The sequence below is a fragment of the Paenibacillus sp. GCM10023252 genome (assembly GCF_042653305.1).
Lineage (GTDB): Bacteria > Bacillota > Bacilli > Paenibacillales > Paenibacillaceae > Pristimantibacillus.
The window spans coordinates 178,011-194,308 of the sequence record NZ_JBHSHW010000009.1 but is presented as its reverse complement, the minus strand read 5'-3'; the positions used below and the strand labels follow the sequence as shown (position 1 = coordinate 194,308).

17 protein-coding genes are annotated in these 16,298 nt (G+C 52.6%); 1 reads left to right on the top strand and 16 read right to left on the bottom strand.

All coding sequences use genetic code 11. From position 1 onward, the window contains the following. Positions 1-46: 46 nt before the first annotated feature. Entirely contained in the window at positions 47-772 is a 726-nt protein-coding gene (locus tag ACFO9Q_RS06855; protein ID WP_379180059.1) for a DUF421 domain-containing protein, read from the bottom strand. Between the two features lie 204 nt (positions 773-976). Between ACFO9Q_RS06855 and ACFO9Q_RS06850 the strand changes: the two genes are divergently transcribed. Continuing rightward, positions 977-1,369 (top strand): TIGR04086 family membrane protein, encoded by a 393-nt coding sequence (locus ACFO9Q_RS06850; RefSeq protein ID WP_379180057.1) that lies wholly within the window; start codon positions 977-979, stop codon positions 1,367-1,369. Positions 1,370-1,465: 96 nt separating this feature from the next. Here the strand turns inward: ACFO9Q_RS06850 and yajC are convergent, their stop codons facing one another. The 15 genes from yajC to ACFO9Q_RS06775 all read right to left on the bottom strand — a co-directional run bounded on the left by yajC (position 1,466) and on the right by ACFO9Q_RS06775 (position 16,142). Further along, a complete protein-coding gene (yajC, locus tag ACFO9Q_RS06845) occupies positions 1,466-1,786 on the bottom strand; it encodes a preprotein translocase subunit YajC (RefSeq protein WP_379180055.1) in 321 nt (106 codons plus the stop codon). Positions 1,787-1,802: 16 nt separating this feature from the next. After that, the gene (tgt, locus tag ACFO9Q_RS06840; protein ID WP_379180611.1) at positions 1,803-2,939 is read right to left on the bottom strand and encodes a tRNA guanosine(34) transglycosylase Tgt; all 1,137 of its coding nucleotides are present in this window, start codon (positions 2,937-2,939) and stop codon (positions 1,803-1,805) included. A gap of 17 nt (positions 2,940-2,956) precedes the next feature. Beyond that, on the bottom strand, positions 2,957-4,003 hold the full coding sequence (gene queA, locus ACFO9Q_RS06835; RefSeq protein ID WP_379180053.1) for a tRNA preQ1(34) S-adenosylmethionine ribosyltransferase-isomerase QueA: 1,047 nt from the start codon (positions 4,001-4,003) through the stop codon (positions 2,957-2,959). Between the two features lie 9 nt (positions 4,004-4,012). Continuing rightward, positions 4,013-6,139, bottom strand: coding sequence for a SpoIID/LytB domain-containing protein (locus ACFO9Q_RS06830; RefSeq protein ID WP_379180051.1), 2,127 nt, complete (start codon positions 6,137-6,139; stop codon positions 4,013-4,015). Positions 6,140-6,142: 3 nt separating this feature from the next. After that, positions 6,143-6,577: a thiol-disulfide oxidoreductase DCC family protein gene (locus ACFO9Q_RS06825; protein ID WP_379180049.1), complete on the bottom strand. Its 435-nt coding sequence runs from the start codon at positions 6,575-6,577 to the stop codon at positions 6,143-6,145. Positions 6,578-6,606: 29 nt separating this feature from the next. Next, positions 6,607-7,608, bottom strand: a complete 1,002-nt coding sequence (gene ruvB, locus ACFO9Q_RS06820; RefSeq protein ID WP_379180047.1) for a Holliday junction branch migration DNA helicase RuvB — start codon at positions 7,606-7,608, stop codon at positions 6,607-6,609. Positions 7,609-7,627: 19 nt separating this feature from the next. Beyond that, entirely contained in the window at positions 7,628-8,263 is a 636-nt protein-coding gene (gene ruvA / locus ACFO9Q_RS06815) for a Holliday junction branch migration protein RuvA (RefSeq protein WP_379180045.1), read from the bottom strand. Next, entirely contained in the window at positions 8,260-8,763 is a 504-nt protein-coding gene (gene ruvC, locus ACFO9Q_RS06810; RefSeq protein ID WP_379180043.1) for a crossover junction endodeoxyribonuclease RuvC, read from the bottom strand. Before ruvC ends, ruvA begins: the two co-directional genes overlap by 4 nt. Before the next feature lie 153 nt (positions 8,764-8,916). Beyond that, on the bottom strand, positions 8,917-9,561 hold the full coding sequence (locus tag ACFO9Q_RS06805; RefSeq protein ID WP_379180041.1) for a BofC C-terminal domain-containing protein: 645 nt from the start codon (positions 9,559-9,561) through the stop codon (positions 8,917-8,919). A gap of 187 nt (positions 9,562-9,748) precedes the next feature. Continuing rightward, complete coding sequence (locus ACFO9Q_RS06800; RefSeq protein ID WP_379180039.1) at positions 9,749-11,302, bottom strand: LysM peptidoglycan-binding domain-containing protein; 1,554 nt, start codon at positions 11,300-11,302, stop codon at positions 9,749-9,751. Between the two features lie 170 nt (positions 11,303-11,472). Then, the gene (gene ilvE, locus ACFO9Q_RS06795; RefSeq protein WP_379180037.1) at positions 11,473-12,354 is read right to left on the bottom strand and encodes a branched-chain-amino-acid transaminase; all 882 of its coding nucleotides are present in this window, start codon (positions 12,352-12,354) and stop codon (positions 11,473-11,475) included. A gap of 56 nt (positions 12,355-12,410) precedes the next feature. Further along, a complete protein-coding gene (pheA, locus tag ACFO9Q_RS06790) occupies positions 12,411-13,295 on the bottom strand; it encodes a prephenate dehydratase (RefSeq protein WP_379180035.1) in 885 nt (294 codons plus the stop codon). Between the two features lie 4 nt (positions 13,296-13,299). Beyond that, the gene (gene thrB / locus ACFO9Q_RS06785) at positions 13,300-14,274 is read right to left on the bottom strand and encodes a homoserine kinase (RefSeq protein WP_379180033.1); all 975 of its coding nucleotides are present in this window, start codon (positions 14,272-14,274) and stop codon (positions 13,300-13,302) included. Positions 14,275-14,383: 109 nt separating this feature from the next. Further along, positions 14,384-15,670 carry a homoserine dehydrogenase gene (locus ACFO9Q_RS06780; protein ID WP_379180031.1) on the bottom strand — a complete coding sequence of 429 codons (1,287 nt, stop codon included), beginning with the start codon at positions 15,668-15,670 and terminating at the stop codon, positions 14,384-14,386. 34 nt (positions 15,671-15,704) lie between these two features. Next, a complete protein-coding gene (locus ACFO9Q_RS06775) occupies positions 15,705-16,142 on the bottom strand; it encodes an ACT domain-containing protein (RefSeq protein ID WP_379180029.1) in 438 nt (145 codons plus the stop codon). Between the last annotated feature and the right edge of the window lie 156 nt (positions 16,143-16,298).

Here is a 16,298-nt window from a genome sequence, read left to right as displayed (position 1 = left end):
TGATTCCGATGAATACTGCTCCTCCTTGGCTAGCGTTTACATTCAATCACATACGTGGCTTGCGCTTTTTGCTGCTGTCTACGTAGATTTTATCCTTGTGGTCGATGGTGCATAAGAAGACATCTTTAATATCCTGTACCCCTTCTTCTTGCAGCACATTTTTAAGCCAGAATCGTGTTTTTTCTATTTTTTCTAAGTTTTTATCCTGTACTTTTCCGTCCATAATTAGCGGAATGGGCAAGATCTCATACCGGTAATGAGACGGAATGATTGGTTCTTTCTTTGTTTGCGGAGACGGCTTAGGCTGGTTGTCGGGGGCTGATTTTTCTTTTGGCAGAATGGACAGCTTCCCGCTTGTCTCTAATATAGCGAACTCCACATCTGCGACGGAGTATACTTGGTTCTCCCGCAGCTGCAGCATAAGGTCATCCAGCGTATATCTCTGCTTGCGCATCGTATCCGGATTGAGCTTGCCCTTCGCGATAATGATGCTCGGATTACCGTCGAACAGCTGTCTAAGACTGCGACTCCTTAAGGTAATGAAGGAGATGAGCAGCTGAATCCCTAGCAAGGTTACCATCGGAATGATGCCTTCAATCATGGTACGATCTGTATCTTCGATGACGATCACGGCAATCTCGGCAATCATGAAGGAGATGACTAGGTCGAATACGGACATCTTCCCGATCTCCCGCTTGCCCATCGAGCGCATGATAACTAAGACGATAAAATAGATCATGATGGTTCGTAAGAGCAGAACCCAGAAATCCATACGGATATCGGCCTCCTTATCGCTGAACTTCCCCGGTCTTCAGGGTTACCCTGTCTGTACAGGTATTCTCACCTGAGGCTGTCTTCCCCATACTTACTCGTGTTGTACGAATATATGGCAATAGCCTGTACTAATTCATGCCTTGCCTCCATATGGATGTAATAGCGGTACTGTTCATCTTATAGGGAGAGAGGGGAATGAAGAATGAATGCAACCAATGGGATACCTAAGTCTCCGTTAATACCTTCACCGCTGCTAGCGGGTGTCGTGTTCGCCGCCATATGGCTTGCTGCTGGAGCACTGTTGTTATCCTTAATGCTTCAGTACAGCGGTATGAAGGAGAGCTCTCTTCCAACGTATGCCATGGCAGTCCATGGGTTATCAGCGCTGGCAGGCGGCTTCGTATCCGGTAAGCGTTCAGGCTATAAGGGCTGGTATTATGGCGGTATGCTTGGGGGATTGTATGGCTTGCTTATCTTGTTGATAAGTTTCCTTGCGGTGAATGCCGGCCTATCCACTAAGAGTATAATGATGTTAATTGTAGCGGTTGCCGCTGGAGCGGTGGGAGGAATGATTGGGGTTAATGCCAAGAAGTAACAGCCTTTGGACCAATGCCTCGTTTTGACGAGAAAAACCTGCTTGCACATCGGCATCTAAGCCGTAGGCAAGCAGGTTTTTTTTGAAATTTGCTATTTATTCTGCAGTTGCGCTTGGAGCGCTTGTAATCACATTATTAATAGCACTGCGTTCGAATGTAATCTTAGTCGTATCGTTTACGCGTAAGACAACCACATCGTCTGTCAGCTCCACGATTGTACCGTGCATTCCGCCGATTGTCGAGATTTTGTCGCCCTTCTTGAGTTGGCTTAACATGGAGTTGCGAGTCTTCGTCTTCTTCTGCTGCGGGCGAATCAATAGGAAGTAGAACACCGCGAACATTAAGACAAATGGCAGTACCATTGAGATAAGATTGCCTGAACCGGAAGCTGGTTCGGCTGCAAGTAACCATGACATCTGTATTCCCCCTTAATTAGAATCCCTTCTCATTATCTAACAGGCCGTAGCTTGCGAAGAAGGAATCCCGGAAGTCGCGCAGCCGGTCGTCCATAATCGCTTGTCGTACGTCCCTCATGAGCTGAAGCAAGAAGTGAAGATTGTGATACGTCGTGAGACGGATGCCGAACGTCTCATCCGCCTTCAGCAGATGCCTGATATACGCTCTAGAGTAATTCTTGCACGTATAGCAGGAGCAAGCCGGATCAAGCGGTCCGAGATCCTCTGCATACTTAGCATTGCGAATAACGAGCCGCCCAGTGCTTGTCATCGTCGTACCATTGCGGGCAATTCGTGTTGGCAGCACACAATCGAACATATCAATACCACGGATAGATCCTTCAATTAGTGCGTCCGGTGATCCAACGCCCATCAGATATCTAGGCTTGTCTGCCGGAAGTATCGGAACGGTATAATCGAGCACCTCATACATCAGATGCTTAGGCTCCCCAACGCTCAGACCACCAATAGCATAACCCGGGAAATCCATGGAAGTCAACTCTCTTGCGCTCTGCTTGCGCAGATCCTCATACATGCCACCCTGAACGATTGCGAACAGTCCTTGGTCGTGCTTGCGCTTGTGTGCGGCAAGGCAACGCTCCGCCCATCTCGACGTTCTCTCTGTCGATTGCTTCACATACTCATACTCAGCAGGGTAAGGAGGACATTCGTCGAAGGCCATCATGATGTCCGGTCCAAGTGCATTCTGAATCTCCATCGCCTTCTCCGGGGACAGGCTGAGCTTGTCTCCATTCAGATGGGAGCGGAACTCTACCCCTTCCTCCGTAATCTTGCGCATCTCCGACAGACTGAACACTTGGAAGCCGCCGCTGTCTGTCAGGATCGGACGATCCCAGTTCATGAACTTGTGAAGTCCGCCGGCGCGTTCAATTAACTCATGTCCTGGCCGGAGGAACAGATGATAGGTATTGCTCAGAATAATATGGGCATCCATCGTCTTAAGCTCTTCCGGGCTCATCGTCTTCACCGTAGCTTGGGTGCCTACTGGCATGAAGGTAGGCGTGTCGATGATGCCGTGGGGGGTATGTACTCGTCCTAGTCTTGCCCCTGTCTGCTTGCATTCCTTAATGAATTCATATCGTATAGCCACTATTCACGCTTCCTATTCCTCTAGTAAATTAACATTGCATCTCCGAAGCTGAAGAACCGGTACTTCTCCTCAATCGCTTCGTGGTAAGCTCTCATTATAGCATCCCGCCCTGCCAGAGCGCTAACGAGCATAACGAGCGTGGACTTAGGCAGATGGAAGTTGGTCAGCAGCCGGTCGACCAGCTTGAAGGTGTACCCCGGGTAGATGAAAATATCTGTCCAGCCGCTGGCGGACTCCAGCGGCGCATCACCGAATCTTGCGGCCAATGTCTCAAGCGTGCGTGACGAGGTCGTGCCAACAGCTGTAATCGCAGCTCCCCGTTCCCGAGCATCATTAATGAGCTTGGCATTCGCTTCATCCAGCTCATAATACTCCGAATGCATCACATGCTCCTCAATAGCATCAACCGACATAGGACGGAAGGTTCCGAGTCCCACATGTAGAGTAATGTAAGCCACCTGAACTCCTTGCGCCTGAAGCTGCTCGAGGAACGGGCGGGTGAAGTGCAGACCCGCGGTAGGCGCAGCCGCTGACCCTTCATTCTTCGCATAGACCGTCTGGTAACGGTCTCTATCTTCCAGCCTCTCCTTGATATAAGGAGGGAGCGGCATCTCCCCTAGGAGATCAAGCAGCTCCTGGAAGATCCCATCGTATTGGAACCTTATAATGCGTGATCCCATGTCCCCTGCCTCTTCAATGAACCCTCGCAGGAGGGGCTCGCCTTCCCCGGTATCGCCGAACCAGATCTCCGTTCCGACCTTGAGCCGCTTAGCCGGCTTCGCCAGCGTCTCCCAGCGATTATTCTCCAGCTGCTTCAGCAGCAGCAGCTCGACCTTCGCACCGGTATCAGACTTAGCACCGATGAGCCGTGCCGGAATTACTCTTGTATCATTAAGCACGAGCAGATCGCCAGACGCTAAGTAGGAGGCTAGGTCTGTGAAGCTGCGGTGAGCAACCTCACCTGTTGTCTTGCTTAGCGTCAGTAGACGAGAGGATGTGCGGTCGGCCAGAGGGGTCTGGGCAATCAATTCCTCGGGTAGGTGAAAGTCAAAGTCTTGTACTTGCATGAAGTTATATCATTCCTTATCGATGGTCACATCTGTGTAATAGTATTGCAAGATATATTGGTAATCATACCCTTGCTGTGCTAAGGATAGAGCCCCGTACTGGGACATCCCTGCTCCATGGCCGTTGCCCGTTCCGATGAATCGGAACTGCGCGTCCGCGGTTGCTTCACGGACCGCGCCTTCATCGTTCAGTATGAAGTAGGATGGGCTGTCCAGCTTCTCAGCCTCTCCGCTTCCGCTCCCGGCCCGGCTGCCACTGAGGACATAGACGGCCTGTGTATCCTGAGCCTTGTCACGGGATTGCCCGTCAGCTCCAGCAATAGTGACGCTGTTCATCGCGTCTATCGAGAAGCGTGTGCTTGGCAGTGAGCCGAGGGCGCCGCGCAGGGAATCCGGATATCTAACAGGCAGGGGCTCACCGTTCAGAGCTACTGCTGTTACTCGTCCGGAAGGGCCTGTACCTGTCACCTCAAGCTGTCTCAGCGGACCTTGCACCTTGACTCTTGATTGAATCATCGCAAGCAAGTCTGCGGCAGAGTAAGGCCCTCTTACCCAGGACATTGGATTGTTCTCTACTGCAGATTCCAATAGAGTAACCTGAGTGCCCCGACTCAAGGTTGCAATAACCGGAATCTGTTCCTCGACCTTCGGCTGCTTCCTCACCTTCACACCTTCCGTGTTCACCTGTAGAATAGGCTTGCCTGCGGGATTCGTCTTCCCCGTGCTGGTGAGCAAGTCTTCGCGAATGTAGCCGCTTCGTCCGTTCGAGAGAACGACTCTATGCCAGCGGTACAGCCCCTTCTCAGACGAGAGATCCGGACTTGGAACGCTCTTCAGATAGGCAACCGCATTGCCCCATATCTCTGCCGCGTCGGCTGACGCTCCGCCGGCGCTGGAGGAGAATAACGCTTCGATCAGCTTGCCCTTGTACAGCATCACTTCACCGGCTGTCGCGTCTACGGCTTCAATCGTCGACGGCTTCTCAGAGCGAATCCCATTATAGGCTTGGCTGAGGACAGAATCAACGACATGGGCAACCTGGAACTTCATGCCCTGGTACAGGGCATAGGTTCTAGCGGCAACTGCCTGAGACTTCAGCGCTTCCCCCGGCCAGGAAGCAACCATCTCTCCTCCAACGACGGAGTACAGGTAGTGTTCGAACGGAAGCTCATTAATGACAGCCATCTGGCCGTTGAAGCCGCTAAGCTCGAATCCACCTCGATACGTCTGGGCATTGCGTTCCGTTACTTGAATGGGAGCAGCTCCCTTGGGCGCTGCCCATCCCTTCATTCCAGCGGAGGGGAAGCTGAACAGCTTAGCGGAGGCCGAAGCCGTGCCAGTCACTGCATGATCGTTGCGAATGAGGTAATAGGGAGCGGAGCTGTCAGCAACGCGTGCATTCGCTCCGCCTGGCACCTTCGCTGCAGCAAGCTTAAGAAGCTCCAGTGAGCCTTGATCTGTTGCCGCTCCTATCATAGCTGAGTACACAAGCTTCCCATCACTTCCCTTGCGGATGGCTGGATAGGCATCCAGACCTGCTGCTCCATAGGCAGCAGCAGCGCTGATCGCTTCCGATTCGGTTGCGTAGCTGCCAACCTCGAGATGGAGTGGTCCTTGAGTCAGCGGCTTGTAGGCAGCAGTTAGTCTCTTCAGCTCACTGTCGGCTCCCCACTTCGTCCCTGCTGCTGCTGCGTCAGCGGCAGACTTGTAACTGCCTTCAAGCAGTTGATAAGTCACCTTGCTGCTCTTGGACAGGGAGACAATCGATCCGCTGCCCTTCAATGCCTGAAGCCGCTTGTAGGCAGCTAACGCCGATGCGAAGTCCGTCGTCTCCAGCACCTTCACCTTGTAATCATCGAGCCCCAGTCTAATGCTCTGATTCGCGGCTGCCTCTACCCATAGCTCAGTGCCTGCACCCTGTCTTGTCCCAATCGACATTCCCCCTGGAGAGGTTAAGGTGACCGCCGGAACGGTTAATTGATAACTTGGTGAGCTTGAACTTATGAATAAGGCCACTCGAATTCGATCCAGACCAGGAACAGCAGCCTCGGCTGACTTGCCTGGGATAGCAGGAATAATTAGCAGACAAGCGATAACGATCCATATGATTCTCTTGTTCCATGAATGACTGTTCATTGGTCAATCCTCCTTAGGTGAACTCGGCGGCAGTTGACACACTCCGTCTTCGCAGGAGTGCTCCGCCCTTCCGAACCACTTATACCTCCGTCTGGCAATATAACGGTACACGGCATCTGCAGCCGTCCGAATACCCGGTACCTGATATGCGGATGAGGCCCACTGCCACCCCTTCATTGTCCTTAGCAGCCGAATAACTCCATCAGCCCCGGCGTATATTCGCTCTTCCTCGTCGAAGACGTGCAGCTTCTCATACAGCTGTGATTCGGGTATAGCGAATACTCGCCTAGGAATAACCGTACCTGCAGCCTCCAGTTCTTGAATCGGTACATAGTGAATGTCAGCAGCTGAATGCAGCTCTCTAAGCCTGGCTACCGTTGCGAGGCATAAGTTACAATTGCCGTCATAGATGACATACAGGGACTCTCTTCGCTTCAATGTATTTGCACCTCACTCATGGAACCGCATTATTGCCTAGGAAATGGGAGGCCAAGATGCTTGTATGCCGCTTCAGTAGCAATACGCCCCCTTGGCGTTCGCTGCAGGAAGCCAATCTGCATCAGATACGGCTCATACACATCCTCTATCGTCTGGCTCTCTTCCCCGATTGTCGCTGCAATCGTATCCAGGCCGACCGGGCGGCCGCGGAAGGTCGTTATCATCGAGTGAAGCATCTTGTGGTCGATGTTGTCCAGACCCATAGGGTCGACCTGCATTAATTCCATCGCATGACGAGCAATCTCATGCGTAATGACACCGTCACCCCGCACTTGGGCGAAGTCGCGAACTCGCTTCAGCAGCCGGTTCGCAATACGCGGAGTCCCTCTGGAACGAACCGCAATCTCACCTGCGGCCTCTCCTATAATATGGACATCCAGTATCTCGGCCGCCCTCGATACGATGAAGGCTAGTTCATCTACGGTATAGAACTCAAGCCTGCTGACGACCCCGAACCGATCCCGCAGCGGAGCGGAGAGCAGCCCTGCTCTTGTCGTCGCTCCAATCAGCGTGAACGGCGGCAGATCCAGTCTAACCGATCTGGCGCTAGGCCCCTTCCCGATCATAATGTCGAGGCAGAAGTCTTCCATAGCCGGGTATAGCACCTCTTCAACCGTCCGATGCAAGCGGTGGATCTCATCGATGAAGAGAACATCGCCTTCCTGCAGATTCGTCAGGAGCGCAGCCAGATCTCCCGGCCGTTCAATTGCCGGCCCCGACGTCGTCCGGAGATTAACGCCAAGCTCGTTAGCGATAATATTCGATAAGGTTGTCTTGCCAAGTCCCGGCGGGCCATAGAGCAGTACATGATCCAGCGCTTCCTTGCGCATCTTGGCTGCCTCGATGTACACCTTCAGGTTCTCCTTGACCTTCGATTGACCAATATATTCAGCAAGATAACGGGGACGCAGGCTTAGTTCAATTGCGCCATCCTCCATCATCAAGTTGGCGGAGATTATTCGATCGTCCATGCTAGTCTTGCTCCTTCCATCATCCTCTGTACAGCTGCTGAAGCGCCTGCTTCATGAGGAGGTCAACCGTCTCATCTCCTGTAACCTGACCCTGAATCTTACTCCATGCCTCATCGAGCTCGGCTGTCGTGTAGCCTAATGCAGACAGTGCCTCACGGGCCTCCTGCCATGCAGTGCCAGACCCATCAGCGGCCGATCCAGCCGGTGCTTGCTCCAGAGTTAATCCTGCAGCGGCAGCGGCGCTGTAATCCACAACAGCTCCTGCCAGCTTGTCCTTCAAGTCCAGTACCATCCGCTGGGCCGTCTTCTTCCCTATACCCGGCAGCCTTGTCAGATACGTTAAGTTCTCTTGTTGAATCGCCGCAATGACGGCATCCGGACTCCCTCCTGCTAGGATGCCGAGCGCAACGCGAGGACCAATTCCAGACACCTCCAGCAATCTCCGGAACAGCGCTTGCTGCTCCCGTGTCTGGAAGCCATACAGCAGGGTAGCATCCTCCCGGACATGATGGTGGGTATACACCGTCACTGCTCCCTCCTGCCCTGCGAAGGCATAAGGGTTGGGGGTATAGACTTGATAGCCAATATCCCTTACATCTACAACTATGTATTCCGAATCCAGGTGGACGACATGTCCCTTCACATAATCTATCATCTGCGCGACACCTCGTTAATTTTCTGTGTGAGAACAGCCGAATGGGCATGGCAGATCGCAATAGCGAGCGCATCCGCCACGTCATCCGGCTTAGGAATCGCCGACAGCTTCAGGAATACCTTCACCATCTCTTGCACCTGGCGCTTCTCTGCCTTGCCGTAGCCGACCACCGCTTGCTTAACCTGCAGCGGTGTATATTCCGCAACAAGCAGACCTCGCTGAGCAGCTGCTAGTATAACGACACCGCGTGCTTGGCCGACAGCGAATGCGGTCGTTACATTCCGGTTGAAGAACAGCTTCTCCACTGCGACGGAATCCGGCTTGTACTTATCCATGAGCGCGCCTGCCGATTCATACACCTGCAGCAGTCTCGTCTCCTGAGGAGTTCCAGCTTCCGTCTGTATGCAGCCGTACTGTACTGGAGTAAGCTTATGTCCGTTCTTATCTACGAATCCAAATCCTACAATAGCAATACCCGGGTCAATCCCTAGAACTCGCAATCTTCCAACTCCTTAGACGCTTTGCTCTATTATAGCAAACCTAGGCAGAGATGAGAACAAGCGTTTCCCGGTCACCCTTCCGAACATGACAAAAAAGGACGCATCTCCTATACAGACACGTCCTTATCTCTTCCTAACCGGCAGCAGCAGCCTTTAATAAGCCGGCTTCATCGCCTTCTCATTCCGTTCCATCGCATAGTCGCTGAAGGTGGACAGCACACTGTTATACTCGTCCATATCCTTCACATGAATGCCCTCTACTAGCTCGTCCACCTGCCCCTTAGGCAAGCTGCTCTCCATGAACTGCACATCCAGTTGAAAAAAAGTGCGTATCACCTTCTCCTTGCGCGGTACCCCTTCGAACAGCTTGAGCATACCCTCCTGATCCATTCCGAAGTAAGCATGCGAGCGGCAAGCCTCCGACAAGTCGTTCACTTCTTCTTGCAGTAAGACAGTCTCTTCGTCCTTGTCAACCGCGGCGGTCCAACCGGGATGCTCCTGCAGCATTCCAATGATGGATTGCGGAGACAGCTGTCCTAGGAGCTTAATCTCCTCTCCGCATATGTAAGTGCGCTGAAGCTTAACCTTGAGCGGGCCTCTATGTTCCTCAAGGAGCTTAATGACACGATTATGACTCGTCGAAGGCTGGCGCAGGTAGATGGACTGAGCAGAAGCTTGGCTGCCGGCAAGCAAGAGCGAGAGCGTTATTACGGTTACGTAAGCGCCAAGCGATAATGCTCCTCCCCGAATTCTGCGCAGCTTTTTTTTCAACTGCTTCCACGCGTTTAATTGTCTCATGATGAGAACCCCTTTGTCTGTTACGTCCTGTCGCTATTGTTGCTCGATAATTAACAGAATATGCATGATGTTCATGATCCCGGCAGTCATGGCGCAGTCTATTAGCACAGCAAGCCAGCACATCAGCTGCTTGCCGTTAGGGCATTTAGCTGATGTGCTGGCTTTATTGAACCATTCCCATGTACCTTTAGCGATTAATCCAAGGAAGGCTTACTCTTTTTTTCGTTTTAGGACGAGACGTTACGGAACGCACTGCTGCTTTTTTGGCTGATTTGCGCTTCACGCCAGACTTGATGCTCTTAGGAGACGCTTCGATGACCGCCTCTTCAGACTCACTCCATTCGCTGTTGTCACGCTTATCTCCGCACCCGCAGTTGCATGGAGCCTTCTCTGCCCCTGCACCGGCAGTCTGCGGCCATGGGTAGTAGCCGTTTCCTCCATAAGCCCCATATGCTGGATGCATCGGATTCGGATAGCCTGCGTTCGCATGAGCTGGAGCAAGCATGTCATTACCAGCACCTGACTGACCTGCTGTGAAGCTTGGCGCATTGCCATAAGGATAACCGCCCATCACGCCGCCGACTTGACCCTGTCCATACAGGTAGGCATTCCCGTAATCCGGTGTTCCTGCAGGCTGCACCGATGGTGAGAGGTTAGGATTGCCTGACAAGAGCCCCTGTGCCAGAGCTTGCTCCCACGGGCCGTTCGGTCCTGGGCTCCACTGCGCATTCGGACCTTGCTCCCAAGGTGCAGCTTGGTTGCCGTAGCTGTCGATGGGAACCATTCCTGGTGGGATAGGATAAGGATCATTACCTCCGTGATGCATAGGGCTAACATTTGGCATTGCCGCATTGCCGTAGCCTTCGTACGGGCCATTGCCATAGCCGCCATATGGGCCGTTCCCATAGCCTTGCGAGACCGGAGACACCTGCGGAGGAGGATTAGGAATATCGTAGAGTGACATGACCTCTGTCGCAGGAATGCCATATTGCTGGAACAGATCCACATGAGGCTTATTCGCCTCCTGCACAGGAGCCTTATTGGCTGGCTTCTCAGCAACCGGCATCGTTTTAGGAGGATTCGGCTGTGGATTTGGCTGCGGCTTCGGGCTAGGCTTAGGCAGGACTGGCGGTGCTGTGACAACAGGCTCGGTTGGCTTCTTCTCCGGCAGCGGGGCCGGGAGTGGAGTCGGAATAGGCGATGGATTGGGGGCAATAGGTGCAGTCGGTGTTTTCCCCTCAATTGGACCGGTAGGCGGCTTGCTCGGAATCGGCGCTGTCGGCGTTTTTCCTGGCAGACCTGGAATCGGCAGCGTCGGGATTTTTTGAACGAGTCCTTGCACACCTTGGGCAATCGAAGCGGGATGCAGCGGATGATGTCCGCTTCCGATCGTACCTGCTGGTACAGTACCCAAGGTTGCTTTTGGGATGTTCACCACTTCACCGGTTAGCAGGACGTTTGGATTTTTAAGCTGCGGGTTCGCCTTGATCATATCTGCGAGCGGAACTCCCCAAGCTTTGGACAGCTTCCATAGCGTATCCCCTTGCTTCACAACGTGCTGATGCATAATATCCATCCCTGGAGCTGGTGTCGCGGACGGAATTTTCACTTTCATACCTACTTGAAGCAGATCTGGATTCGCAATGTCCGAATTCAGCTTAATTAATTCCTCGAGCGATACGTTATACTTTTGGGAGAGGCCGTATAACGTTTCTCCTTTTTTAACCATATGGATTTTCACTCGCTGTTACCCTCCTGTCACGTTCTGTTGGGATTAAGCACGGCAGTGCCCGCACCTTAAGTCTCTACATCCTATGCAGAACATGGGCTGGTGTCTCCCCCTCCGGACAAAAAAATATAAAAAAGAGAGCCCCTCCGCATAGATGGGCTCCCTCATTCGCACCTAATAGCCTATTCAAATACTTGAACACCGTCAACGCTCACAATGCTGCGGAACTCCTTAAGCAAGCGAGTAGTAATCGGCCCTGCCTGACCGCTGCCAATCTTGCGTCCATCTACTTCCCGCACGGCAATGACCTCTGCTGCTGTACCCGTGAAGAATACTTCGTCCGCAACGTAGACATCATGCAGCGTGAACGGCTCCTCCTTCAGCTTGTACCCCAGCTTGTCGCACAGCTGCATGATGGCAGCACGGGTAATGCCCTCGAGGGCGCCGACGTAGCAAGGGGGAGTGAATACGACACCATTCTTGATGATGAATATATTATCGCTGGACCCTTCAGCTACGTAGCCTTGCGAGTTCAGCATGATAGCCTCACCTACACCAGCGAGGTTAGCCTGAATCTTCACCAAAATATTGTTCAAGTAGTTCAGCGACTTGATCTTCGGATTGAGCGCATCTGGAATATTACGGCGCTGGGACACCGACACCGATACGAGACCGTCGCGGTAGGCCTCCTCCGTGTAGATAGCCAGCTGTTCCACGATAATGATGACATAAGCTGTCGGACAACGTCTTGGATCCAGTCCTAGATTGCCGGGGCCGCGCGATACAATTAACCGAATATATCCAGCGCGCATCTCATTGCGGCGAATCGTCTCTACCAGTGCAGCTTGCATCTCGTCAATGCTGAGCGGAATATCCAGCATGATGGACTTCGCAGAGTCGTAGAGACGGTCTAAGTGCTCTCTGCACTTGAAGATATTGCCGTCATAGATACGAATACCCTCGAATATACCGTCCCCGTACAAGAAGCCGTGATCGTATACCGATACCTTAGCCTCTTCCTTCGTTACGTAATCTCCATTCAAGTAAATCCATTGCTGTGTCATGACTAACAATTACACCTCCATAGATAGTAGCTTGCTATTCGGAATGGGACTAGGAATTATCCCAGCTCTTCATAAGTGAAGGTTGGATAACAGCCAAGTATGCGAACTTGGCAGCCAAGGGCTTCAATCTCTGCAAGTGCTGCAGGAAGCAGCACCGTATCCAGCGCCATCTGAATATCAATATAGAAATAATAATAGCCCAGCTTCTTCTTCGTTGGCCGAGATTCAATACGAGACAAGTTAATTCTGCGCCAAGCGAAGGCGGAGAGCACTTGATGCAGAGCTCCTGGATAATCCTCCGGCAGGGTAATGAGGATACTAGTCTTCATCACTTCGGACGCACGATGCTCGAATGGCTTCTCACCGACAAGCAGGAACCGCGTGAAGTTATTGTTGTGGTCGGTAATGTTGCGGTCGATCACATCAAGACCATGATTAGTGGCGGCAGTCAATGTTCCGATTGCGGCCCAGCCAGCTTCAGGGTTGTTCTTCACGATTCGGACCGCTTCCGCGGTAGAGCTGACATGCTCCGTCTCTGCATGTGGAATGTTCGAGCGCAGGAACTGCAGGCATTGTGCCATAGCTACCGGATGAGAGATGACCTTCTTGATTCGACTGTAATCCTTGCCAGGTCCCTCTGCGAGCTGTGCCGTCTCAACATCTGAACCCCAACCAATCAAGTTCTGTATGGAAGGATACACCCACTCCGCCTGAATCGGCAGATCCACTTCATGCACGAGCCAGTCCATATGCAGGGACACCGAGCCCTCTATCGTATTCTCAATCGGAATGATGCTGTAGTCTGTTCTGCCGTTCACCGTGGACAAGAAGACGTCGGCAATCAATCGATGGTATTCGTAGTCCGTATGCGTCCCTTGGAAAAAATGTCTAGCCGCCTCATCCGAGACAGAGCCTTGCGGCAGCAAAGATACGATCGTCATCTCTTCAAGCCTCTCCTTCTATCCAGTCCATCAGCGATATAGCCGTATCGGATGGATGTTCTTCAAGCACGGCTACCTGCGGCCCGGAAGAGCATGGAGCGAGCCATAAGGTCTCCGCCTCAATGCCTTCTGCTCGGAGGGTTCCGAGCAGGAAGCTCTCCAGCTCATCCTTGCGCGTGCTGTCCTTGTGAACGAAGGTAATCAGCGTCGGACCTGCGCCGCTCAGCGCTGCACCGAGTGCACCGTGATCAGCCGCTTCACTAAGTATAGCTGTCATGCCTGGTATAAGCGCAGCTCGATAAGGCTGATGCAGCCGATCCCGCATCGCACAGCCTATGAGGTCCAGCTGTCCGCTCGCTAGCGCAGCGACAAGCAGCGAGCTGCGACCGACATTATAGACGGCGTCAGCCATTGCAATCTGCTTCGGCAGCGCATGCCTCGCTTGCTCCGTGGCAAGCTGGAATGCCGGAACAGCCACCAGCGTCTCCAGCTGCTCATGGGGCTCGATCTTAACATAATCGGCTCGCTCTCCATCCCAAGCAGCAACGATAATCCCCCCGAACAAGGAAGCACCCACATTGTCTGGATGACCTTCTAGTGAGGTCGCAATCTGGAACAAGCGGTCCGAGCCAAGCGGGCTGCCAATTAATGCATTCGCCGCTGTCAGAGCGCCTACAATAGCAGAAGCGCTGCTTCCTAGACCTCTAGTTAACGGAATATCGCTGTACATTCCGATTCGCAGCTCCGGCACCTGAACGCCGGCTTCCTCGAATACGAGCTGGGCCACCTTGTAGAGCAAGTTCGTCTTGTCCCTAGGCAGACCATTCATCTGATCTCCGTACAACTCAATGACGGTGCTGTCGCTGACACTCATCTCAATCCAAGCGTAGAGAGACAGAGCCATGCCAAGCGAATCGAAGCCCGGTCCAAGATTAGCGGTGCTGGCTGGCACCTTCACGATGACTCTGTTGTTATGCATGAGGCTTCACCTTCAGTATCTCCATATCGATCATAGCAGTATGTTACTCCTGTATCCCTTGTATTGGAATTATACGAGCACTGAGCTTACACGAACGCTTCGCCCAGCTCTAGCCTTCAACGCGATAGACACTCTTCACCTTCCGGATGACATCTAATGATTCGAATGTGTGAAGCACCTTATTCATGGCAGCCTTGTTGGCATCATGCGTAATGACGATAATCTCAGCCTGCGGGTTGCTAGGACTAGGCTGCTGAAGGACGGATTCCAGACTAACCTCGAATTCAGCGAACACTTGAGTAATCCGTGCGAGCACACCGGCGCGGTCTTCTACATGGAGGAGCAGGAAGTACTTCGAAGAGATCTGATCGTCCGTCTTCAGCTTCTTCTCCTTATATGCGGTAACGCCTTGCTGACCGTTCACACCGAGCTTCAGATTCTTCACTACGGCAACCAGGTCGGCTACGATGGACGTCGCTGTAGGCAGCTCACCTGCACCTGCGCCGTAGAACATCGTCTCTCCTACTGCCTCTCCGAAGACGTAGACGGCATTGAACACCCCGTTAACGGAAGCGATAGGATGAGATTGCTTCACCATCGTAGGCTGCACGCTGACGCTGATCTGTCCATCCTGGCTCTCTGCAATACCAAGCAGCTTCACATTATAGCCTAGGCGACTCGCATACAGGATATCTTCCTTGCTGACCGATGAGATGCCTTGAACCGTTACATCCTCGAGCGCGACGTTCGTGCGGAAGCCGATTGAGGATAGAATGGTCATCTTGCGAGCAGCATCAAGACCTTCTACATCAGAGGTCGGATCCGCCTCCGCATAGCCAAGCTCCTGTGCTTCCTTAAGCACGTCCGCATAGGAAGCGCCTTCCCCGCTCATCTTCGTCAGAATATAGTTCGTCGTGCCATTCACGATTCCCATAATCTTCGTAATCCGGTCGGAAGAGAAGCCTTCGATCAGCGTTCTAATAATCGGAATGCCGCCTGCCACACTTGCCTCGTACATGACATCGCAGCGATGCTCCTTCGCCTTGGCAAGAATCTCAGGGCCATGCATCGCCATCAAGTCCTTGTTCGCGGTCACAACATGCTTCCCTTGGGCCAATGCCTCAAGTATGAATTCCTTCGTATGATTAATGCCGCCCATCACTTCTACGATGACATCAATAGTAGGATCATTAACAATCTCCCACGGATCTTCCGTCAGCTTGGACGCATCAATCGAGATGTTGCGGAGCTTACTCTTGTTCTGAACAAGCACCCGCTCAATGACGATTGGTGAACCAACTTGACTCTGCAGGTCATTCTGATGTCCCTCTACGAGCCGGACAACGCCTGTTCCAACCGTTCCTAATCCTAACAATCCAACCTTAACCGGCTTCATGGCTACCCCTCCAGCATCTATACATAATTAATGGTTATCCTTGACCAATGACTGACGCCTTGCGCACACCATCGAGTGCCCGCAGCGCTTCAATCAGCGATGACAATTCGCCCGTAATATGTGTAATATCGACGGATATGACGACATTGGCGAATCCCTGCAATGGAATGCTCTGATTAATAGTCAGCACATTGCCCTCCAGTCCTGCCACGAAGCTAAGTACCTTGGAGAGCACACCAGAGCGATGGTCGAGATCCATGGCAATCGTGACGATACGCTCCCGCTCAAGCTCGTTCAGCGGATAGACTCGGTCCTTGTACTTGTAGAATGCGCTTCGGCTTAAGCCTGCACGCTCCGTCGCTTCGTGAACTGTTGCCGCCTCGCCGCGCTGCAGCAGCTCCTTCACCAGTATTGTCTTCATAATCGCTTCGGGCAGAATGTCCTCCCGGACGACATAATAACGTGCTGTCACTATTCGTCCTCCCCGTGTAGACAATTGTACGCTTATAGTGGACATTATATCGAATAATGACGGAAGCGGCAATAGGCAATGTGAATGATAAGAGGACCATTCCATGCACGAAGAAAAAGCCCGCCCGCTGTGTGTACAACCTCAGTCGAGTGAGCT